The 21,689-nt window shown below is 42.0% G+C and carries 30 protein-coding genes and 2 tRNA genes; 26 read left to right on the top strand and 6 right to left on the bottom strand.

Translation table 11 applies throughout. The features are described 5' to 3' along the window. Window positions 1-3 precede the first annotated feature (3 nt). From rplX to METHO_RS09570, 18 genes are all read left to right on the top strand, one after another. Window positions 4-357, top strand: coding sequence for a 50S ribosomal protein L24 (rplX, locus tag METHO_RS09655; RefSeq protein ID WP_015325348.1), 354 nt, complete (start codon window positions 4-6; stop codon window positions 355-357). 8 nt (window positions 358-365) lie between these two features. Continuing rightward, window positions 366-1,079 carry a 30S ribosomal protein S4e gene (locus METHO_RS09650; protein WP_015325347.1) on the top strand — a complete coding sequence of 238 codons (714 nt, stop codon included), beginning with the start codon at window positions 366-368 and terminating at the stop codon, window positions 1,077-1,079. A 4-nt stretch (window positions 1,080-1,083) separates the two neighbouring features. Further along, a complete protein-coding gene (locus tag METHO_RS09645) occupies window positions 1,084-1,581 on the top strand; it encodes a 50S ribosomal protein L5 (protein WP_015325346.1) in 498 nt (165 codons plus the stop codon). Then, the gene (locus METHO_RS09640; protein WP_015325345.1) at window positions 1,582-1,734 is read left to right on the top strand and encodes a 30S ribosomal protein S14; all 153 of its coding nucleotides are present in this window, start codon (window positions 1,582-1,584) and stop codon (window positions 1,732-1,734) included. Window positions 1,735-1,745: 11 nt separating this feature from the next. After that, complete coding sequence (locus tag METHO_RS09635) at window positions 1,746-2,138, top strand: 30S ribosomal protein S8 (protein ID WP_015325344.1); 393 nt, start codon at window positions 1,746-1,748, stop codon at window positions 2,136-2,138. A gap of 14 nt (window positions 2,139-2,152) precedes the next feature. After that, entirely contained in the window at window positions 2,153-2,686 is a 534-nt protein-coding gene (gene rpl6p / locus METHO_RS09630; protein WP_015325343.1) for a 50S ribosomal protein L6, read from the top strand. Between the two features lie 9 nt (window positions 2,687-2,695). Next, entirely contained in the window at window positions 2,696-3,139 is a 444-nt protein-coding gene (locus tag METHO_RS09625) for a 50S ribosomal protein L32e (protein WP_015325342.1), read from the top strand. 1 nt (window position 3,140) lies between these two features. Further along, window positions 3,141-3,599: a 50S ribosomal protein L19e gene (locus METHO_RS09620; protein ID WP_015325341.1), complete on the top strand. Its 459-nt coding sequence runs from the start codon at window positions 3,141-3,143 to the stop codon at window positions 3,597-3,599. Between the two features lie 46 nt (window positions 3,600-3,645). Then, a complete protein-coding gene (locus METHO_RS09615; protein WP_015325340.1) occupies window positions 3,646-4,167 on the top strand; it encodes a 50S ribosomal protein L18 in 522 nt (173 codons plus the stop codon). An 8-nt stretch (window positions 4,168-4,175) separates the two neighbouring features. After that, window positions 4,176-4,814, top strand: a complete 639-nt coding sequence (locus METHO_RS09610; protein WP_015325339.1) for a 30S ribosomal protein S5 — start codon at window positions 4,176-4,178, stop codon at window positions 4,812-4,814. 1 nt (window position 4,815) lies between these two features. Continuing rightward, the gene (locus METHO_RS09605; RefSeq protein WP_015325338.1) at window positions 4,816-5,277 is read left to right on the top strand and encodes a 50S ribosomal protein L30; all 462 of its coding nucleotides are present in this window, start codon (window positions 4,816-4,818) and stop codon (window positions 5,275-5,277) included. 4 nt (window positions 5,278-5,281) lie between these two features. Beyond that, entirely contained in the window at window positions 5,282-5,710 is a 429-nt protein-coding gene (locus METHO_RS09600) for an uL15m family ribosomal protein (protein WP_015325337.1), read from the top strand. 151 nt (window positions 5,711-5,861) lie between these two features. Beyond that, window positions 5,862-7,343: a preprotein translocase subunit SecY gene (gene secY, locus METHO_RS09595; protein WP_015325336.1), complete on the top strand. Its 1,482-nt coding sequence runs from the start codon at window positions 5,862-5,864 to the stop codon at window positions 7,341-7,343. A gap of 14 nt (window positions 7,344-7,357) precedes the next feature. Next, window positions 7,358-8,008: an adenylate kinase gene (locus METHO_RS09590; RefSeq protein ID WP_015325335.1), complete on the top strand. Its 651-nt coding sequence runs from the start codon at window positions 7,358-7,360 to the stop codon at window positions 8,006-8,008. Between the two features lie 15 nt (window positions 8,009-8,023). Continuing rightward, entirely contained in the window at window positions 8,024-8,644 is a 621-nt protein-coding gene (locus METHO_RS09585; protein WP_015325334.1) for a DUF106 domain-containing protein, read from the top strand. Beyond that, entirely contained in the window at window positions 8,644-9,198 is a 555-nt protein-coding gene (gene cmk / locus METHO_RS09580; protein ID WP_015325333.1) for a (d)CMP kinase, read from the top strand. Before METHO_RS09585 ends, cmk begins: the two co-directional genes overlap by 1 nt. Continuing rightward, complete coding sequence (locus tag METHO_RS13365; RefSeq protein ID WP_015325332.1) at window positions 9,185-10,204, top strand: RNA-guided pseudouridylation complex pseudouridine synthase subunit Cbf5; 1,020 nt, start codon at window positions 9,185-9,187, stop codon at window positions 10,202-10,204. The genes cmk and METHO_RS13365 overlap by 14 nt, the downstream gene beginning before the upstream one ends. Continuing rightward, a tRNA-Ser gene (locus METHO_RS09570) sits at window positions 10,190-10,273 on the top strand. The genes METHO_RS13365 and METHO_RS09570 overlap by 15 nt, the downstream gene beginning before the upstream one ends. 380 nt (window positions 10,274-10,653) lie before the next feature. Here the strand turns inward: METHO_RS09570 and METHO_RS13755 are convergent. Next, a complete protein-coding gene (locus METHO_RS13755; protein WP_156811104.1) occupies window positions 10,654-10,893 on the bottom strand; it encodes a hypothetical protein in 240 nt (79 codons plus the stop codon). Between the two features lie 165 nt (window positions 10,894-11,058). Here METHO_RS13755 and METHO_RS09565 point away from each other — a divergent pair, with 165 nt between their 5' ends. Beyond that, complete coding sequence (locus METHO_RS09565; protein ID WP_015325331.1) at window positions 11,059-12,210, top strand: Fic family protein; 1,152 nt, start codon at window positions 11,059-11,061, stop codon at window positions 12,208-12,210. 108 nt (window positions 12,211-12,318) lie between these two features. Further along, window positions 12,319-12,489 carry a hypothetical protein gene (locus METHO_RS13750; RefSeq protein ID WP_156811102.1) on the top strand — a complete coding sequence of 57 codons (171 nt, stop codon included), beginning with the start codon at window positions 12,319-12,321 and terminating at the stop codon, window positions 12,487-12,489. Window positions 12,490-13,133: 644 nt separating this feature from the next. On the opposite strand, the gene METHO_RS09560 is transcribed toward METHO_RS13750, so the two are convergent. Continuing rightward, window positions 13,134-14,411 (bottom strand): PIN domain-containing protein, encoded by a 1,278-nt coding sequence (locus METHO_RS09560; RefSeq protein ID WP_015325330.1) that lies wholly within the window; start codon window positions 14,409-14,411, stop codon window positions 13,134-13,136. A gap of 795 nt (window positions 14,412-15,206) precedes the next feature. Continuing rightward, complete coding sequence (gene nudC, locus METHO_RS09555; RefSeq protein WP_015325329.1) at window positions 15,207-16,052, bottom strand: NAD(+) diphosphatase; 846 nt, start codon at window positions 16,050-16,052, stop codon at window positions 15,207-15,209. Window positions 16,053-16,273: 221 nt separating this feature from the next. Between nudC and METHO_RS09550 the strand changes: the two genes are divergently transcribed. The 5 genes from METHO_RS09550 to METHO_RS09530 all read left to right on the top strand — a co-directional run bounded on the left by METHO_RS09550 (window position 16,274) and on the right by METHO_RS09530 (window position 18,650). After that, window positions 16,274-16,720 (top strand): 30S ribosomal protein S13, encoded by a 447-nt coding sequence (locus METHO_RS09550; RefSeq protein ID WP_015325328.1) that lies wholly within the window; start codon window positions 16,274-16,276, stop codon window positions 16,718-16,720. Window positions 16,721-16,732: 12 nt separating this feature from the next. Beyond that, on the top strand, window positions 16,733-17,293 hold the full coding sequence (locus tag METHO_RS09545) for a 30S ribosomal protein S4 (RefSeq protein ID WP_015325327.1): 561 nt from the start codon (window positions 16,733-16,735) through the stop codon (window positions 17,291-17,293). 12 nt (window positions 17,294-17,305) lie between these two features. Next, window positions 17,306-17,686, top strand: coding sequence for a 30S ribosomal protein S11 (locus METHO_RS09540; RefSeq protein ID WP_015325326.1), 381 nt, complete (start codon window positions 17,306-17,308; stop codon window positions 17,684-17,686). A 30-nt stretch (window positions 17,687-17,716) separates the two neighbouring features. After that, window positions 17,717-18,511, top strand: coding sequence for a DNA-directed RNA polymerase subunit D (locus METHO_RS09535; RefSeq protein WP_015325325.1), 795 nt, complete (start codon window positions 17,717-17,719; stop codon window positions 18,509-18,511). A gap of 54 nt (window positions 18,512-18,565) precedes the next feature. Then, a tRNA-Leu gene (locus METHO_RS09530) sits at window positions 18,566-18,650 on the top strand. Window positions 18,651-18,904: 254 nt separating this feature from the next. Here the strand turns inward: METHO_RS09530 and uppS are convergent. From uppS to METHO_RS09515, 3 genes are all read right to left on the bottom strand, one after another. After that, window positions 18,905-19,786 (bottom strand): polyprenyl diphosphate synthase, encoded by an 882-nt coding sequence (gene uppS / locus METHO_RS09525; RefSeq protein ID WP_048831141.1) that lies wholly within the window; start codon window positions 19,784-19,786, stop codon window positions 18,905-18,907. Between the two features lie 109 nt (window positions 19,787-19,895). Next, window positions 19,896-20,207 carry a DUF2551 domain-containing protein gene (locus tag METHO_RS09520; protein WP_015325323.1) on the bottom strand — a complete coding sequence of 104 codons (312 nt, stop codon included), beginning with the start codon at window positions 20,205-20,207 and terminating at the stop codon, window positions 19,896-19,898. Between the two features lie 118 nt (window positions 20,208-20,325). After that, window positions 20,326-21,381 carry a radical SAM protein gene (locus METHO_RS09515; protein ID WP_015325322.1) on the bottom strand — a complete coding sequence of 352 codons (1,056 nt, stop codon included), beginning with the start codon at window positions 21,379-21,381 and terminating at the stop codon, window positions 20,326-20,328. 85 nt (window positions 21,382-21,466) lie between these two features. Between METHO_RS09515 and METHO_RS13360 the strand changes: the two genes are divergently transcribed. Continuing rightward, window positions 21,467-21,652 (top strand): ATP-binding protein, encoded by a 186-nt coding sequence (locus METHO_RS13360; protein WP_394296211.1) that lies wholly within the window; start codon window positions 21,467-21,469, stop codon window positions 21,650-21,652. Window positions 21,653-21,689 lie beyond the last annotated feature (37 nt).

Here is a 21,689-nt window from a genome sequence, read left to right as displayed (position 1 = left end):
GCAATGGTTACTAATCAGCCAAGGAAACAGAGGAAGCTGCGGTATAATGCTCCACTGCATTTAAGGCAAAAATATATGGGTGCTCCCCTTTCTAAAGAGCTCCGTGAAAAATATGGTCGCAGGACAGCAAAGGTCATTATCGGTGACACTGTAAAAGTGATGCGCGGAGACCATGTAGGCACCACAGGTAAAGTAGAAGCGGTATCACTTAAACATGGGACTATAGTTGTAGAGGGAGTAGCAGTGTCCAAAGCAGATGGTACAGAAGTACCAAGGCCTATATATCCTTCCAACGTAACGATCACATCCCTAGAAATGAAAGATAACCGCAGATCAGAAGTATTGAGCAGAAAGTAGGTGGTTTTGTGGGAAAACATCAAAAAAGGATTTCTGTACCAAAAAGCTGGCAGATATCCAAGAAATCCAATAAATGGATAACATCGACAAGGCCGGGTCCTCACAACAGGCAACTGAGCATTCCTCTTGGAGTGGTGCTCAGGGATATGTTACATGTAGTGGACACTAGGGTTGAGGCAAAAAGAGTGCTTTCAGAAGGTAGCATTCTTGTTGATGGCATTATCAGGAAGGACCTAAGATTCCCTATAGGTTTACTGGATGTAGTTTCTATTCCTAAGATGGAACAATCATACAGGGTGCTCCTCGATAGAAAGGGAAGATTAGAATTACATAAACTTGAAGGTACAGAATCAAGCAAGCTATGCAGGATCCTCGGAAAGACCGTTATCAAGGGCGGCAAAGTGCAGCTCAATCTAAATGACGGCTCTAACCTTATTGGCTCCAACGATTACAAAGCCAAAGACTCAGTGATCCTTTCAGTGCCTGATAAGAAGATACTCACACATATCAAGTACGAAGTAGGCAATCTCGCATTGATAATTGGTGGTAAGCACACTGGCAAAATAGGTGCCATCAAAGATATCAACACAGTGCGCAGTTCCAATTCCAACACTGTGCTGATTGCTGGCGAAGGTGAGGAATTCCATACCATAGAAGATTACGTAGTCGTGATCGGCACGGATAAGCCAGAAATTAAACTGGGTGGTGAGGTCATTGAGTAATCCAATGAAAGCTCCCAAGATCGAGAAGATCATTGTTCACATGGGTGTCGGTGAAAGTGGTGAACATCTTGTGAATGCCGAAGGGATCATGAAAGAGATCACCGGGCAGACCGTTGTTCGTACATATGCAAAGAAAACCCTTCCTGCATTCGGTATCAAGAAAAGTGAACCAATAGGTTGCAAGGTCACTCTTCGTGGTATTGATGCAGAGAAATTCCTTCAAACTGTTCTTTCAATAGTAGATAAAAAGTTATCCTCTTCCCAGTTCGATAAAAATGGGAATGTAGCATTCGGAATTGAAGAGCACACGGATTTCCCTGGAATGAGATATGATCCGAATATCGGTGTCTTTGGTATGGACATTAATGTAGTCGTCAACCGCCCAGGATACAGAATAAGCAAAAGAAGGATATCTGAAAGGAGAATTCCTTCAGCTCACAGGATCACAAAGGACGATACGATTTCCTTCTTCAAGGAGATATTTTTCGTGGAGGTGGCATAAATGGTCCAGACTACTAAGCAATTTGGCCGCGGCGCACACGAATGCAAGAGATGCGGAAGAAAGCAGGGCCTTGTAAGGAAATATGATATTTACCTGTGTCGCCACTGTTTCCGTGAGATAGCCCATGATATGGGATTTGAAAAATATACTTGAGGTGAAAAATAATGGTGTTATTAGATCCTCTTGCTGATGCACTCTCCACAATAAAGAATGCAGAAGCAATCGGTAAACAGTCATGCACACTTAAACCGGCATCAAAACTCATCGGTACGGTCCTTAAAGTGATGCAGGACAGTGGATACCTCGGTGAGTTCGAGTTCATCGAGGACGGTAAAGCAGGCATCTATGAGGTTAAGCTCATTGGTAAAATAAATAAATGCGGAGCAATAAAGCCACGTTATTCAGTAGGTTCACTTGATTTCGAGAGATGGGAGAAGCAATTCCTACCAGCTAAGAACTTCGGAACATTGATCCTTACTACATCTCATGGTGTCATGTCTCAATATGATGCACGTGAGAAAAACATTGGCGGACAGCTTCTTGCATATGTGTACTGATATGGAGTGGTTCAATGGCTAAAGAGATGAAGAACGTGGTAAGCATTCCGGAAGGGGTTAGCGTTACTTTCCAGGATGATATCCTTTCCGTATCAGGACCCAAAGGAAAGAATGAGAGGTACCTCTGGTATCCAGGGATCATAATTGAAGTTGGAGATTCTGAGATCACAGTGGATTCGACTTCTACAAAGAAGTCACACAAGGCTATGATCGGCACCTTCTCTTCACATATTAACAATATGATGAAAGGTGTGACTCAAGGGTTTGAATATCGCATGAAGGTTGTTTATTCCCACTTCCCTATGCAGCTAAAAGTAGAGGGTAAGAAATTGTTCATTGGTAATTTCTTGGGTGAGAAGAAAGCAAGATCTGCAAATATCCTCGGTGAAACCAAGGTCAAGGCAGGAGCCGACCAGGTCACCATAACCGGTATAAACAAAGAGGATGTTGGACAGACCGCAGCCAACATAGAGCAAGCCACGAAGATTAAGAGATTCGATCCCCGTGTATTCCAGGATGGTATATATATCGTGGAGAAGATATTGTAGGTGATTTGAATGGAAGATAATATCACTAGTTCCTCTTCTGTAACTGTCAACTGTGGTGTATCAATGGATGCGGAAGGTAAGCGCCTTTTCAAGGTCCGTAAGGTACAGAAGGCAAAGAAGCCCCAGTTCAAGAGGACTGATTGTCACAAATATAAGAGGCTGGACTCCAACTGGAGAATCCCAAGAGGCCTGCAAAGCAAAAAACGTAAAGGATTTGTTTCAAAGGGTGCTCATGCACAGGTAGGCTATGGTAGTCCGGTTATGGTAAAGGGCCTCCACCCATCAGGGTATTCCGAAATCATGGTCGAAACACTGATTGATTTTTCATCACTGGATGCTAATACAGTGGCTATCAGAATAGCTGCAAAGGTTGGTGCAAGAAAGAAAGCTATGATAGAGGAAAAGGCCGTGTCCCTCGGAATTAAGATCCTCAATCCTTCCAGGAGTGAATAAGATGACGGATCTTTCTAACCAGAAAAGGATGGCTGCAGCGATCCTTGATTGTGGTTTGCACAGAGTATGGATGGATCCAGAAGCTGCCAGCGATATTGCTGTTGCTATAACAAGGGCGGATCTTCGTGAACTCATCAAGAAAGGAAGTGTAGCTGCTGAAAAACCCAAAGGTGTTAGCAGAGGCCGTGCAAGAGCAAGAGACGTCAAACGCAAGTATGGTCACCGTAAGGGCCATGGTTCGAGAAAAGGTACAAAAGGAGCAAGGAATCCAAGGAAAGAACAGTGGATGAAGAGGATCCGTGCTATCAGAGCGAAGTTAAAGGAACTTCGTGCAGATGGCTCCTTGGAAAAGTCTACATATTGTAAGATATATCGTAAGGCAAAAGGTGGAGAATACAGAAGTGTTGCACACATGGTATCACACCTTGAGTCACAGAAGCTCCTTAAACGTGAGGAATGAAGATGACCAAGAGAAGCTTTGATATTTTATCCAGGAGGGTATGATCATGGCAACAGGGCCCAGATATAAAGTCGCTTTCAGGCGACGAAGGGAAGGACGCACAAATTATCATCAGCGTCTTAAGTTGCTTTTATCAAAAGAAGACCGTGTGGTGGTCCGCAAGAGTTCAAAACATATTCAGGTTCAGCTAATAGCTCCTAAACCTGAAGGAGATGTCACTCTTTCATCAACCATATCTACTGAACTCAAGAAGTATGGTTATGATGCTTCCACAGGTAACACGCCGGCAGCTTATCTTACCGGCCTCTTGTTTGGTTACAGGACCTTAAGCAAGGGATACGATTATGGGATACTTGATATTGGATTACAGGCATCCTCGCCTGGCTCCCGTGTCTATGCTGTTTTAAAAGGCATAGTTGACTCAGGATTAGAGGTGCCCCATGATCCGTCCGTATTCCCCTCTGATGAAAGGATCAGAGGCGAGCATATCGCAGAATATATGGAAAGATCAAATCTTCCAGAACTGTTTGATACAGTCAAGGAAAAGATCTCTTCTGATTTCAATTAGGTGATCATATGGCATATCAGTTCGAAGAAGAGGAATGGATTCCACAAACCAGGCTTGGCAAGCTTGTCCAGGAGGGTCAGATCACTTCCATGGATGAGGCGATCGATTCTGGACTGCCTCTGAGAGAATCAAGGATAGTGGATATACTGCTCCCCAATCTTGAAGATGAGGTTCTGGACATTAACATGGTTCAGAGAATGACTGACTCTGGACGCCGTGTAAAGTTCAGAGCTACGGTTATAGTGGGCAACGGTGATGGCTTTGTAGGTCTTGGTCAGGCTAAGGATAACCAGGTAGGACCTGCTATCAGAAAGGCCATTGAGAATGCGAAGATCAATCTGGTACGCGTGAAGCGCGGATGCGGTTCATGGGAATGTGCCTGCGGTCTTAACCACACCGTACCATCTGAAGTAATGGGCAAGGCAGGAAGTGTCATTGTAGTGCTTATGCCGGCTCCAAGAGGTCTTGGCCTCGCTGCCGGTGGAACAGCAAAGAAAGTGCTGGAAAAGGCCGGTATCAAGGATGTTTGGACAAGGACAGAAGGTACCACCAGAACTACACTTAACTTTGCAAAGGCAACATTCAATGCTCTGCAGGCAATAGGTACTGTAAAACATCCGATTCATATCCGCAGGGAGGAAGCTTGAGATGTTTGTGCTTGTAAGAATGCGCGGTAGTGTAGATGTAAGGGGTTCTATTCAGGATACTCTTCACATGCTTCGTCTCAACAGGGTAAACCATTGTGTAGTGATCACTGACACACCTCACAACAGGGGTATGATCCAGATGGTTAAGGATTATGTTGCCTACGGTATTATAGATGCAGCCACTCTTGCAGAGGTGCTGACCAACCGTGGTAAGCTTGAAGGCGGAGAGAAGCTCACAAACGAGTATCTTTCTCAAAATACCGACTATTCAACAATTGCTGAATTTGCTGATGCGGTATGTGCTGGAAAAGCTTCACTTAAGGATGTACCGGGGTTGAAACCAGTATTCAGGCTTCATCCGCCCCGTAAAGGGCACGCAGGAATCAAAAAGCCTGTTGAGCTCGGAGGGGTACTGGGGAATCACGGTGAAGGCATAAAGGTCCTCCTGAACCAGATGAGGTAATATCATGAGCAAGGGTAACACAAAGAAGTTCAGAGGTTCTCGCACCTGTGGCGGCGGTACTGGTAAAAACAGACGTGGTGCAGGTAATCGCGGAGGAAGGGGAAAAGCAGGTGTCTGCAAACACCATGCTATCAAGGCAATTCTTCTTGGATATGCTCAGGGTAAGCATGGTTTCACTCGTCCTCCAAAGACTGTTAAATCGGTGTCCGTTGTAAATGTAGGCGAACTTGATGAGCTTGCAGATGAGTTAGTAATTGATGGCCTGGCTCAGCTTGAAGAAGGCCAGTATCGTATCGATCTGACATGTCTTGATATCGATAAGGTACTTGGTACAGGCAGGGTCACCAAGAAACTTGCTGTCACAGCCTACGAGTTCTCTGGTGTGGCAAGAGAAAAAATAGAGGCTGCAGGCGGCTCGTGCCTGGAGTCTTAAAGGTAATGCCAATAGGCATTACTTATTCTATTTTTGTAATTTAAACAACTATAGGGTGCACCTTTATTAATGTAAACGTATATTTAGGTTTATTAATTGTATACAATCACGGATTCCGTGTTTGCATTTCTCCAGCTTAAAGGGTGGAATGATGAGTTTCAAGGAGAGTTTAGACCCCATATTTAAAAGATTACCTGCAGTTGCCAGTCCAGAAGGCCACGTACATTTCAAGAAAAAGCTTATGTGGACATTGGGCGTGCTTGTGCTATATTTTGCACTTGCAAATGTGCCTTTATTTGGGTTATCTGCAGATTCGATTGACTTATTTGAACAATATCGTGCCTTCTTTGCCGGGGCATCGAATTCATTGATCCTGCTTGGTATAGGTCCTATCGTAACAGCATCAATTGTGCTCCAGCTGCTTGTTGGTGCAGATGTGATAAAAATGGATCTTTCCAATCCTTCTGATCAGGCTTTTTTCCAGGGTGCACAGAAATTCATGGTATTTGTGATGATCGTACTGGAAGCTTTGCCTCAGATCCTGGGTGGATACATCCAGCCGGATCTAAATCTTGCTTCTTCCCTGGGTGTCAGTGGAACCTTCATTACTATTCTTATATTTATTCAGATATGTATCGGCGGTATCCTTATACTGTTCATGGACGAAGTGGTGTCCAAATGGGGTATTGGTTCTGGTGTCGGTCTTTTCATCGTGGCGGGTGTATCTCAGCAAATAGTTACTGGCCTGTTTAACTGGCAAGCCGATTCTTCTGGTATTCCAATAGGTTTCCTCCCAAAATGGGTATACATTATTCAGAATGAGGAACTGCTCACATTGTTCACAACAGGGCAGGGTCTACTGTATGTACTTGTAAGCGGTGGAATATTGGCCCTTGTTAGTACTATTCTCATATTCTTGCTGGTCGTTTTTGTTGAAAGTACACGAATCGAGATCCCCCTCGCTCATAGTGCTGTAAGGGGAGCAAGAGGCAAGTTCCCTGTGAAACTGATATATGCATCAGTTCTTCCTATGATACTTGTGCGTGCTCTTCAGGCTAACATTCAGCTGATAGGTCTTCTATTGAGTGGAAGAGGGATCACGATATTCGGAGAATATGTAGGTTCACAACCAATAAACGGTATCATGTATTACCTTGCGCCTATAAACAGTCCGTATGACTGGATCCCATCCCTTGTCAGGGACTCTTTCTCAGGCATGGGAGCTCCTGTACCAGCCTTATGGCAGATCGGGCTGCATGTCTTTTTCGATGCTTTGATGCTCATTGGAGGTGGGATCATCTTTGCTCTGTTCTGGATAGAAACGACAGGCATGGGTGCAAAGCAGACCGCTCAGAAGGTCTTCAATTCCGGTATGCAGATCCCCGGTTTCAGACGTAATGTAGGCAGCATTGAAAAGGTCATGCTCCGTTACATTCCAAAAGTGACAGTCATAGGTGGTGCATTTATTGGTTTGCTCACACTTGTGGCAAGTCTGCTCGGTACTCTTGGAGGGGCAGGAGGGACTGGTCTTTTGCTTGCTGTAAGTATTGTGTATCGTCTGTATGAGGATATAGCATCGGAACAGATGATGGAGATGCATCCGATGATAAGATCTTTCTTCGGACAAGATTAATGGGGGAGGTTTCAATGAATATAGTGTTATTTGGACCGCCTGGTGCCGGTAAAGGCACTCAGGCCAAAGAACTGGCTAAGCATTATAATATACCTCATATTTCCACGGGTGATATTTTACGTGCCAATGTGAGGGAAGGTACAAAACTTGGAATGCAAGCTAAAGAATTTATGGATAAAGGAGAGCTTGTGCCAGACGAAGTGCTGATAGGAATTATCAGGGATCGAGTTAAAGAGTCAGACTGTAAGGATGGCTACATGCTGGATGGTTATCCCCGTACTATTCCTCAGGCAGAAGCCCTTAAAGATATTCTCGAGAAGATCAACAAGCCTCTTGATGTGGTTCTAAATATTGATGTTCCTGATGACGATTTGATCGGCAGACTTAGTGGACGCAGGATGTGTTCATGTGGAGACAGTTATCATTTGATGTTCAATCTTCCTTTAAAGGAAGGAACATGTGATTCATGTGGCGGTAAACTATATCAGCGTGATGATGATAAGGAAGAGGTAGTTCGTCAGCGGCTTGAGGTATATGCAGCTAAGACAAAGCCACTGATAAATTATTATGAGGACATAGGTCTCCTTGTGAACATCGATGGTACTGGTTCAGTAGAAGATGTTTTTAAACAAATATGTGATGTACTTGATTCATATAAGAAATAAAGTGGGGATTTGATCGTGGCAACCACCGGATTCAAGAAAAAGGTCGATCATATGCTGTTGGCCCTGGGTTTATCCCTTATGATCGGAATAATGGTATTAGGCCAGGATTTCAGGGATGCTTTGGGCACAGCAGTGGGCTTTTTTATGGACCCACTCATTAGTTTGGTAGGAGAATCAAACTTCCATCTGATTCTCTTCATAATGGCTGCTATTACAGCTCTTTATGCTTCTCTTATTCAGAAGTATACCATTAATTGGGAACTGATGCGTAATTCTCAGGAAACAATGCGTGTTTATCAGAAAGAGTACAGGGAAGCTCAGATCGCAAACAACACAGCTTTAATGAAAAAGCTCGAGGAGCAGAGAACAAAGATGATGTCTGATCAGATGGAGATGTCCAAACAGCAATTCAAGCCCATGGCATATATCAGTATCATCTCACTGCCATTGTTCATGTGGGCATATCATTTTATTTCAGGGCATGCAGGTGCCTCTCTGAATTTTCCTTTTTGGGGACATCAGGTACTTACTGATACAGCATTTGGTCCAATTCAATACTGGATCTTCTGGTATTTCATTACGTCCCTTGCTGTGAGTCAGTTGATCAGGAAAGCATTGGATGTTGGTGGAATATAATGCTTATAACTATTAGTGGGCTTCCTGGTAGTGGAACAACCACAGTTTCCAGTTTGCTTGCTAAAAGCTATGGTATGGAACTAATCTCCGCAGGTGAAGTGTTCCGCACCCTTGCAAAAGAGAGGGGTTTGACACTTGCTGAGTTTGGTGAATTGGCAGAAAAGGATGATTCAATAGATGTCCAGATAGACAAACGCCAGCAGGAAATAGCAGCTACCCGAAATAATATTATACTGGAAGGCAGACTCGCCGGACATATGGCTCCTCATGCACTAAAAGTGTGGATAAAAGCACACATAGAGGTTCGTGTGCAGAGGATCGTTGGCCGTGAAAATACCTCTTTTCAGCAAGCCTTTGAAGAAACTCTCGAAAGGGAAGCATCAGAAGCTTCAAGGTATCGTGAGATTCACGGTATTGATATAAATGATCTATCAGTTTATGATATTGTGATAGACTCGCACAGATGGGATCAATTCCAGATAGCTCATATACTTTCTGCATGCATCGATACTCTTATCAATAAAGGGGGAGAACGGACAGTTGAAAGCTCCTGATCCTTCTTATTTTTTGGATAGCGATCATATCGAACTTATCCATAAGAATAAATCATCTACTGATGTTATTTATGGTTGTTCTCCTTATATGCGGTCCATAGACAAACATCTACTTATGGGTGTGGTCAACCTGAATAAACCAAGTGGTCCTACCAGTCATGAGGTCACTGCATGGGTCAAATCCATTCTTGAAATCGAGAAAGCTGGTCATTCCGGTTCTTTGGATCCCGGTGTAACTGGTTTACTTCCTCTAATGCTAGGTAAAGCCACTAAGACCGTTTCTGCACTTCGTCTTTCAGGAAAGGAATACATATGTCTCATGCGGTTGCATGATACACTTCCAGAAAAGGTTGTGAAGAAGGTCTGTGCTGAGTTCAATGGTCCTATTTATCAGATGCCTCCAGTGATATCAGCAGTAAAAAGGTCCATACGTGTAAGAAATATTTATTATCTTGATGTGCTTGAGATAGATGGCCCAATGGTTTTAATGAAAGTTGGGTGCGAAGCTGGTACTTATATCAGAAAGCTCTGTCACGATATTGGTCTGGCCTTAGGCTGTGGAGCAAATATGCAACAGCTCATTAGAACACGCACAGGACCTTTTACTGGGGACACCGCGGTAACATTGCAGGAATTGAAAGATGCTTTTGTTCTGTGGAAAGAAGGATGTTCTGAGGATGAACTGCGCAGGGTAGTAAGGCCTATGGAAGAAGGTTTAGCACACCTCCCACGGATTATAGTCCGCGACAGTGCTGTGGATGCTCTCTGCCACGGTGCTTCTCTTGCGGTGCCTGGAATAGTAAGTCTTGATCCTGGAATAAAGCATGAGCAGCAGGTATGTATCTTTACTTTGAAAGGTGAAGCAGTAGCAATAGCTACGGCAAAGATGGACACTGCCGGTATCATGGATGCCAGCAATGGATTGGCCGCATATACCGAAAGAGTAATAATGGATGTAGATGTTTACCCTAAATGCTGGCACAGGCGAAATGCCGAGGTAGTCTAGTGGTAGGGCGCAAGCCTGGAAAGCTTGTGGGGCTTCAGCCCCTCGGGAGTTCGAATCTCCCCCTCGGCGTTATATTCTAAGTTCAATGCTCAATTTACTTTCACATCGCTTGGATAGAATATTTTAAAACTGTAAGCGAAGTGAAAGGGCATGACACTTTACAACATTGATAAGAAATTTGTTTCTCAGGAAGATAGAATACGTACTGCTAAGTGTATAGTGAATCTAACTTAATCAGCTGAATCTTATTGCTGAGAATTTTAATTTTGAATTCAAGGAAGCCACCAGGGATGATATTGAATTTGTTATTGAGATTATCCTTAAATCCAATCACAATGACGCAACAAAGTATGATTATCATATTACTCTCAAGCGTTTCTTCAGGTGGATAAACAGAGGGAAAGATCCGGAGTGTACGGAGTGGCTAAAGTTCAAGCACAAGAATGATTTCAAGTTACCTGAGGAGATGCAAGTCGCTGCTCGAAATTGGTGATGGCTGCACCCTGGCGAAGATGGAGCTGGTCCTTGAAGTTACCGAGGAGCAGGCCAGGGTACTTGGCGAGATCGCAAAGGTTGATGTTGCAAGTGCCTGAACTTCCATTGATTTCCGGCCAGAAGGCTATCAATCTGGTGAAACTTGATTTTGTAGTGCTTAAATGCTTAAGATGGCATCCATGCCTGGATGGCAAGAGATCAATTTTAATGTAGTTATTCTAAGCAAATGGATCTTTACTTAGATTTGAAGATACTATTTTAAATAAAGAAACCTTAACTTAAAATGCAAACTAGATTCTAAGTAAAGGACGCTTAACTTAAACTATGTAAGTGAACTCTTAGTAAAGGATCGTTGTCTTATGAATGAAAGAGCCGGGAAATTTGTATTAACGCCTGAAGGTTACAGATCCTTCATACCTAAAGAGTTGCCACCAGAGCCTCCTATCCAATATGATGATGAACTACATTTGTTGCTTTCAAAGGCCGACAGGAATCTTGCCAGGCTGGATGGGATCACTTCTGTTCTACCAAACCCGGACCTTTTCATTGCAATGTACGTTAAGAAAGAAGCTCTTCTGAGTTCGCAGATCGAAGGCACACAGGCATCCCTTGAAGGAGTTCTGGAATTTGAAGCGGACCTTATACCAAAAGAAGATATCAGTGAAATAAAGGAAGTTGTAAATTACATCAAAGCCCTCAATTATGGAATTGAAAGACTGGTAGAAACCTCAATGTCCCTGGACCTCATAAAAGAGATCCATAGGATCCTGCTGGAGGGAACAAGAGGTAATGGGCTGAATTCCGGGAATTTCAAAGTTCTTCAGAACTATATAGGCACCCCAGGCGCTTCAATAAGAGAAGCGATCTTTGTACCACCTGCACCGGCTATAACCGTACCTGCAATGCATGCATTGGAAAGGTTCCTGAACGAAAAGAACAACATTCCGCCGCTTATCAAGATCGGAATGATACATGCCCAGTTTGAAACCATTCATCCCTTCCTGGATGGCAATGGCAGGATCGGACGGCTTATCATCACTTTCTATCTTATCTGGAAAGGAATACTGTCAAAGCCACTTCTGTACCTGAGCTTTTACCTGAAGAACAATAGAAGCGAATATTATGACCTGCTTATGAAAGTACGCACGGAAGGCGCATGGGAAGACTGGCTCAAGTTCTTCCTCAAAGGTGTTAGTGCAATTTCCCAGGAAGCAGTTAACACTGTACGGGAAATCATAAAATTAAAGGACGATATGACTAATAAGGTCTATGAGAACTCAATATCAAGCATCCATGCTATCCGATTGATAAACCTGTTGTTCGACAGTCCCCTTATCAGCAGCAAGGGCATTGCTGATAGGTTAAACATATCTTCCGTCACTGCAAATAGCCTTGTGACCAGATTTGAGGAAATAGGTATTCTAATCGAGGTCACTGGTAAAAAAAGATATAAGATGTATCTTTTCAAGGACTACGTTGACATAATAAGCAGAGGTACGAATATCATTTAGAGTGAGTTTTAATTTGCTTTAGTTAGACGGGCTGCCCTTCTGCGCTATGCTTAGAACAACAGCCCTTTACCAGGCGGCTGGAGCATCTGCGCTCCTGAAGTCGCGCCCATGCTCGATTCTGGTTTGAACCCCAATTGTTGTTTTGTCCTGCTGGTTATTTGTCGGTCTGGAGTCCTGCGATTGCTCAGTTTTGCCTCACAATGCTCGAACCTCAGGCCCTCTATCGTGGTTGGGGCACCGACACGCTCTTTCGAGCGCATCCGTGCCGGGATAGAGTGAGTGCTACTGATGAGACAACATAACGTGGGGTCTTACGACCCCACGCATACAGGCCCTCGGGGAGCAGGGGTTTGTCTGCTCCCTTCGGCCCGATATTGCTAATTACCGGGACCTCCGAGGGTGGGCGGAGGAATAATTTCCCTGGCGGGAAATGACGTATTGCTTCGCAATACGTCCCTGTGACTTGTGATGGGTTAGGAAAGGTATATTTTTAGTGGAGTTTTTGGGCCTGGAATATCCGGGTGAAACCGGGACGCATGCCAGCTGTGGCACAGACTCCTTAATCGTGTACCTAAGGGAACGGATGAAAAAAGCCACTATTGCCGCGAAGCGGCGCAAACGCTGGGTAGGTGGGGAAAATTGATATTTAGAGAATTCTTTGTGAAACAGATTGAATAGAGACTGTGCAAGTAAAAGTTGGATACTAATGTTTAGAACACGTAGAATAAATCATATTAAATGTTCCAGTGGAAAATTGAACTAATACTCTTCTGAATATACAAGCTCGTAAGTTAAATGTGGAATAATGGCATAAAATAGAAATAAATATGTGTCCAAATAAAAAGAAGATTTTAGACTAAGTTGTTGGAGCTGTATTTTTTGGTGGAATTGTGGATATAAATAGTAAGAAATAGTAAGGTACTTCAGAAAATCTCACTAGCGTCAAAGTATTCTAAATTAATTAATTCTCTTGGAGCGCTGCCATATCCATTGTCCTCCAAATAAGCGCTGACTAAGTCCAAAGCTTTATTTACAAATGGGTCGTTAGCTTCTTCAAACTCACGGGATCCATAATACTCTTCTTCGTTGTGATCTACTATAATCGAACAGAATATCATTTTTCGAAAACCATCATTATAAATAAGGGATATACTAGTGATAACTAAATCACGTATTTCCTGAACTAAATCAAAATCAACATGTACTATTTCTGGAATTTGATACTTAAATTTCAAATCAGAAACGTCAAATCGGAAATTAGATAATGTATTCTCTATTTTCTCATTTAATAGAGGCTTGTTTTCTTCCCATGAATCTGTCTTTTGTTCAAAGTTGACTGCAGACTTAATGTTAATGTGGAGTGGCTCGACAATAATTGAAGTGATGTCAACCTTATTATTAATAATCAAATAAGAAACATCAACATGCTCTAACTTTACTGGAATTGGGATGTGTGATTTGTCTAGAACTACATTTAAAAAAGGACTGAATTCACTATCGTTAACATTTGGGTTCTCATTTTTAAATTTTATTATTTCAATATCTATTCCTGTATTTTGCCTAAATTCTAATAAAGTCGAATCCGACTTGAAATCTTTTTCATTATCCGTTAGAAAAAAAATATGGTTGGTATTCTCTGTGCATTTTTTCTTCACATAATCCATTATTGAGTACCATATTACCGTATCTTTAAAGCCATTATCACCAACATCACGATTCTTTCTTTGATCAAAATATGGCTTAAATGGCAAGCTTTTGGTTATTGATTTTTCAATAATGGTGGGAAAATAAGTATTGTCACAATAAGGTATAATCTCAATTTTATTACGTGAAATAAAAGAATTCCCTGAAGATTCAAGATTAGAATAAATATTGTTATAAATGTGATTTAATGAAGCTATAAGTGTTTTTTCATTTATTTTTTTAATTTTTTTAATAAAATTGTTAAATTCATATCGAATTATATTCGTTTTAATCGAATATATTTCATCAAGAACCAGTTTAGGAATAAGGATTTTTATCGTCCTATATCCTTCGAATATTTTATTAAAGTTGTCTCTTATTGCCAAAAGATCTGTCATTAATTTTAGTTCAAATATGTCATAAGTAACCGTTTCACTATAAAATAAATTAGTATCCATAAATAAATAAAAACATTCTATGGATTCGCCCGTTGATTCTTCTTTTGAATAGACAGACATTAAAATAAGAATTTATTTTAAATCTATATATAAGCTTGTATAGTTCTCTAGCTTTCAGATGTTCTTTTTTCCATAGCTATCGCTATTAGAGTACACGGCTATACCTCATCGTATTCCCATTTGAGATCACGGTAATCTTGCGGGAGATGCCGAGTTCTTTTAGTTCTTTGGAGAGCCGGTTGGCTTCCCGGTAGGTTTCGACTATGAGGGGGGTTTCGGTGGGGTATTGGTGTTGTTTTATGGGTTTTAGGTTCTTGTTACGTTCTCGGAAGGGGCGGATGATGCCGGAGTCTACGAAGTATTGGCTGAAGATTTTCTTGTATTCCTCTCTGTCAACAAAAGGAAATGTTCTCAAAAAAGAGCGAAGCGAGCGTAATAAACCGCATAGTACAGTGCCTATGGCTTTCCCCCGGCGTTCTTATAAATTCTTTTTTGAACATCACTTATTTAGGTAGTGCATGATCTTCCGTATAACATTGGGTTTTGAAATATTTATTTTGACATTTCAAGAACTTTATCAACATAAAATCCGAAGTCTCAATGTTGCGCCTGTATATAATCAGCGTATATATTTTCTTTCTGTTATACACGGATTTCAATTTCTCTAACAAGTTCCATTTATGAAAAGTTATATATCATATCAGTAGCTTTCCTTTTTCCGGTGATTTCACTGGGCTTTGAAACACATATGGAATTAAAAATGTTTTTAGTGCTCACTGTTGCTTATTTGATGGTATGTATCCTCATTGACGGAATTATGGATTTATTCTACTTTTGATCTGGAAGATCATTGATCTATTTTTCTTTCATACTCGCAAACCAATCTATCAGATGTCCCGATATACTGACCTTTCCTGGGACATTGGGCAGTTCATCTCTCCTGAACCATCCAGCATCAATTATTTCCACACCATCAACTTTTATTTCCCCTTCTTCATAGTCTGCAATAAAGCCAATCATCAGAGAATTGGGGAATGGCCAGGGTTGGCTTGCGAAGTACCTTATGTTTTTTACCTTTAATCCGACTTCTTCCATAACTTCTCTTTTTACAGCATGCTCAAGCGTTTCTCCAGGTTCTACAAAGCCTGCAATGATACTGTACATATCAGGCCTGAAATGGGATGAGCGGGCAAGAAGCACTTCATCCTCTTTCATAACAAGTACGATTATTGCAGGGGATATGCGGGGATATATGAGAAGGTCACATCTGGGACACTTTTTACCTCTATCTTCAAGAGTTTCGGTAAGCGTACCACATCTTCCACAAATTCTGCTGGTAAGGTCAAATTCTATGAGCTGAACTGCTCTTCCGGCAACAGCTAGTATTTTTTCATCGATTTGTCCTATAAGGTCTCTTAAGAACAATAATTGCATTCCATCAGGGACTCTATCTTCTGATTCAAGTCCTATGGCATAACATAGTTTCTCTCCAAGTGCTCCTGCATATTGTACGACCTTTTTTGTTCTCATCTCTTGACTGCAGTCATGCAGGATCTTTGGAGAATCCGATAGATCGGCGGAGTTTGCAACTACTTTTCCATTATATACATATATGTAACAGGAAGGGTAGTGTTCAAAGTATGAAGGTAAAGGATATGTAAAATCCAGCTCATCGTTCGCAAAAGGCATTTCTTGGCACATACGAAGATAATATCTATTTTGTCAATTTAATCTATTGGTTATGTGGCTAATGAAAGCGGTTTCACCTAGGCATGGTCAGCAATAGGATTATATATGATACAAGTGTTATCTGCGCCATCAGTTTATATTCCGTTAGGATATGCAGTCCACCCCTTTTGGGGAGTGCCGGCAAATATGCCGGGGCTACAGGATACAACGTATCCCTAAGGAGGACATAAATTATGGCAGATGAAGAAATAAGACATCTTGTCCGTATCATGAATACTGACCTCAAAGGCGGAATGCCTGTTGAGTATGCTCTGACCGGTATTCCTGGTATTGGAAGAAGGACCTCAAGGATCCTTGTGGAAAGTACTGGTATAGACCCATTAGCAATAATAGGTTACCTGCAAGATGAAGATATTGCAAAGCTTGATCAGGCTATTAGTGGTTTTGAGCAATCTATGCCTATATGGATGCTCAATAGGCAGAGGGACCTGGTGACTGGTGAGGACAAGCATCTTCTTGGACAGGATATCCTGCTTACATTGAGGGAAGACCTGAACACTCTTAAAAAGATCAGATGTTATCGTGGTATTAGACACGAACGTGGTCTTAAAGTTAGAGGGCAGAGGACAAAATCCACCGGCAGGCGTGGTAGCACCATTGGTGTGAGCAAGAAAAAGTAATAGGGTGATCTTATGGGATATCCAGGAAAGAAAAGAAAAAGTTACGATACGCCTAAGCATCCATGGCAGGCTGCCAGGATGGCTGAAGAGGTCGAGCTGATAAAGACCTATGGTCTGCGTAACAAAAAGGAATTATGGAAAGCACAGAGTGATCTCAGACGATTCAGGGCAGATGCCCGCAGGCTCCTGGCAGAGTCAGGAGAAACTGAACAGATGACTGGTCATTTTAAGCTTGAAGCTGAACAGATCCTCGGAAGGCTTACCAGCTATTCTATGTTAAAATCTGATTCAAATATCGATGATATTCTTGGACTGCAAACCAGTGCTCTTCTAGAGCGCAGATTGCAAACTCAGGTCCACAGGCTAGGGCTTGCTCGCACTCCAAAGCAGGCACGACAGTTCATCACTCATGGTCACATTGCTATCAGCGGTCAGAAAGTTACAGTACCTGGAATGCTTGTCACTAAGGAACAGGAAATGCTTATCGATTACTATGGCAATTCTCCTCTGCTTGATGAAACCCACCCGGAAAGACCTGCCCAGGTAGCTAAATCCATAGCAGGGCATGATTAAGGAGGTGTAAATATGGCAAATGGAACATGGGGTGTTGCTCATATCAAGAGCTCATTCAATAATACTATCATCACTATTACTGATATGACTGGTGCCGAAACAATTGCAAAATCTTCAGGTGGAATGGTTGTAAAGGCAGCACGCGATGAAAGTTCTCCTTACACTGCAATGCAGATGGCAAGCCAGTTAGCTGATACACTCAAAGATAAGAATATTGAAGGCGTGCACATAAAAGTGCGTGCTCCTGGCGGAAACAAGCAGAGAAGTCCGGGCCCCGGTGCTCAAGCTGCTATCAGGGCATTTGCCAGAGCAGGCATTAAAATTGGAAGAATTGAAGATGTAACGCCTGTACCGCACGACGGCACTCGTCCAAAAGGCGGCAGACGTGTCTGATATCTCCCTAAAGATGAAGGAAACAAGCATATGACGATGGAAGTAGACATACTGGAGCTTTCCGATAGGTCTGCAAAGTTTGTATTGTCTAACACCAGTGCTGCATTTGCAAACGGCATTCGTAGGGCTTCTCTGGCAGATGTTCCTACGATAGCTATTACCGAGGTTAACATCTATAATAATACCTCGGTCCTGTATGATGAGCAGCTTGGCTTGCGTATGGCACTGATCCCGCTGACTTCAAATATGGAGGATTTTGTTCCAAAAGAAGAATGTAGCTGTGGTGATTTTTGTCCGGCATGCCAAGTTTCCCTTACTCTCAGTGCAGAGGGTCCAAAAATAGTCTATTCCCAGGACCTTGTGTCTTCTGATGACAAGGTACAGCCTGCTGATCCAAACATTCCGATAGCAGATCTCCGGGAAGGACAGAAGATCGTGCTTGAAGCCATAGCTCACATGGGTTATGGTAATAAGCATTCCCGATGGCAGGCAGGTGTAGCATGCGGTTACAAGAACATGCCAAAGGTCGAGTTCAGTGGTTGTGATCTATGTGGTGCATGTGTAACTGAGTGTCCTGTTGATATAATCAAGATGGGCACTGAGAGTGCTGAGATATCTCAAGAGGATATGCTTAAATGCACTCTTTGCAGGCTATGTGAAGGAGTTTGTGATATTGATGCCATAGACGTCAAAACGGATGAACATTCTTTCATCTTCACGATGGAATCTGATGGCTCTTATAACACAAAGGAACTGATCTTAAATGCAGGAAATGTCATCAAGAACAAGGCCGCAAGTCTGGCTGAGATCTTGTCGGCACTCTAAACCAACAGATTAATATAGGAGGTTGCTATCTCCTATATTGTACTTTCCCCATGCGCGGGGGTTGCCCAGCCCGGTCAAAGGCGCTAGGTTGAGGGCCTAGTCTCGTAGGAGTTCGTGGGTTCGAATCCCATCCCCCGCATTTCTAACTCTTTAATAAATATTTCAGATGAAGTGAAATAAAAGCGCTTTCAAAGCTGTCTTAAGACATCTCTCTTTCTGGTTTAACTAATATGTTTTATTATGTCATAAGAAAAAAGATTTTCTGATCATCTTTTCATTCTATTCTTTCAGAATGTTTACAAAAGGGCAAAAAGGATTTTCGAAACAAATCTGTAGTTAACAACTTCTAAGTAGAGTGTCTAATTATGTACAATCGACTGAATATAAATTCACTCAAATACCGCGCACGTTGTTTGCAGGACAGCTATGTACTATTTCAGTATTCTTCTTCTCTGAAGCCTTTAGAAGAATTGCATTGCGCCTTATCATTACACGCTTCTTTTCCTGTAAACGTTCCTGGTATATCCTTATTGAGCGCAGGAGATCTATCTTTCTGAACTCCGGCCAAAAGGGTGCACAAAAATATGTAGCACATTCATTGCCGGCTGTCTGCCAGGGAAGGAAATTGGACACACGCTCGTCTCCTCCGGTACGGATTATAAGATCAACATTGGGGACTGCATTCCCTGCAACAGGATAAAGATGATTGGAAATAGTACTCTCTGTGATATCTTCCGGGTCGATCTGTCCTTTATCAACCTTTTCTGCAATTTTACGCACTGCCTGGACTATGTCTTGTCTGCCGCCATAGGCAATAGCCACATTGAGATAAAATCTATCATATCCTGCAGTGCACTTCTCGGCTTCTTTGATCGATTCCTGCAAACCAGAAGGTAGTTTCTGGAGATCACCTATGGCTCTGATGTGCATTTTTCTTTTGTGGGTACGTTCATCCCGGCAAAGCTCATCGAATTTAAGGCCAATAAGTTCAAACAGTTTCTCTTTTTCATCAGCAGATCTGTTAAAGTTCTCTGTAGAAAATGCATATACGGTAAGTTGTTTGACGCCTATTTCATGGGACCATTCGATAACCTTTTCAGTTACACTGGCACCTTTCGCATGTCCGTAATTGATCAATTTTCCAGCCCTATTAGCATATCTGCGGTTCCCGTCCATGATTATTGCAATATGTTCGGGCACATTTGAATGTATAACTTCCTTTGAAAGAAGAAGCTCATATGTGCGATAGGCAATCCCACTTATGTATTTGAGTATAAAAATCCCTGCCTAGGTTCTCTCCACACTTTTGTGGCTATCCAGTTGTACAACTTATTTGTGTCCATTCTACAAAAATGTTATTTTGAGGTGTTTTCTACAATCAATTTTAGTAATTTTCAAGTACTGAACGAACCACATCCCTGTAATCCTCTTTAAGAAGATATATGTTATGGTCTCCAGTCACGTCAATGCTGAGAATTCCAAGTCTTGTGTTCATTAAACCGACCATGGCAGAAACTCCTCTGTAGCTTACATTGAAATCAGTTTTATTCAGGTACCCGTACACGTCACCTGTCGTGAACTTGTCCCCTTCAAGAAAAAGCTGCAATACCACTTTACGAATGCCGGTATCATCTCTGCTGAGATATTTTATGAGCCTCTCCCTCACGCGGTCCTCTATCGTTTCCAGTACAAACACCTCGTTTTTTTTTATATGCGATATTAGTTTATAAAGTTATTGTGATTTATATAAATTAAACAGCTATTGGTAGCCAAACTGAACTACGTATATCATTCATGCATATATAACTTGGGTTTCAGAGTGGGATCTTTTCTACTACCATCCCGCCTGGAAATGGATATCTTTCAATGATATACATTTCTTTTACATATGATGATATTTTCATAATTATGTCTTCAAGTATCCAGGCAGCTATATGTATCTCTTCTTTTTCTACCAGGAACAATTCTTCAGGCACACCTGATGATAACAACAACTCTCCCATCTCCTTTGCAGATTTTTTCTCACAGTTGCAGGTTATCACTCCATAGATAAGCGTTCCATCTTCTGTGATCTCATCAAATTCCCTGGCAGATCTTTCAGCTATGCGCAGTAACCTTCTTCGCAACTGGACTGCATCTTTGTATCTTGAGGTGCACAAGTGCCCCTTTTCGGTGGTCTTTAAAATTTCCATCCCTATATTGTACGAACCCGCCACAGCATTTGATATCTCATCCTGGAAACTATAGTTTCTTACTTTCATCTGCTCAGAGTTCGTATCTGAGAATTCCAGTTCGTTCAGGTTGAGGAAGCAGCCCAGTTCGTTTGCCATTCTGGACACTTCATTTGCCCCCTTTATTGCCGGGATCTCCATTCCTGTTTCCATTCCTGTTTCCATCGCTTTTTTAATAGAACTTGCATAATTCTCCATGTTACTGTTCCATATCTCTACAGGTGGATGAAACCTCATTTCATCAAGTCCGGCAAATGCGAGTTTTTTCAGTAGATTCCCATCAACAGGCAATGCAGTATATAAATGGATGTGATGCGATTTTCCAAACTCTTCTTTAAGCAGCTTAATATATCTGAGCACTTTTTCAGGTTTGAGCAAAGGTTCCCCACCCGTTATTCCAGTGCCGAGTGCTCCCATCTGCCATGCCTCTTCCAGTATATCTTTATCTGAATTAATAAGTCTTTCATTTGCAAAAGTGATATCTGCTTTTCTTTCATTAGAAATAGGGCAATAGAAACAGTTCTTTCCACAAATGCCGGTTATAAAAAGCACCATTTTTGCTCCTTCCTGGCATAATTTACAGCCAGTGGAAAGATATGTGTAATATGAACCAGCTTCTCCCTCAGATATTTTCAGCATAATGACGCAACCATAGATCTTATCATATATATCTATTGTTTAGTCCATTTTCCTTAAATACCTTTATATCTTTGCTTATTATGTGGTGTTGAGTAAAGGGTATATAGTTGTTTCTGGCTGTAAAAAATGCGGTAGGTGCAGAACAGTTTGTCCGAACTCTGCTCTTAAAAGAACAGTTGATGACAGGCCAAAGATCGATCATGATCTGTGTGACCGATGCATGCTTTGTGTACGTTGTTGTCCTAACAAGGCTCTGATCTATATGGAATAATATTTCATAATGATCTGCCTGCCGTCTGCTACTAAAT

Source organism: Methanomethylovorans hollandica DSM 15978, assembly GCF_000328665.1.
GTDB lineage: Archaea > Halobacteriota > Methanosarcinia > Methanosarcinales > Methanosarcinaceae > Methanomethylovorans > Methanomethylovorans hollandica.
This window is presented reverse-complemented; position numbering and strand designations above follow the sequence as displayed.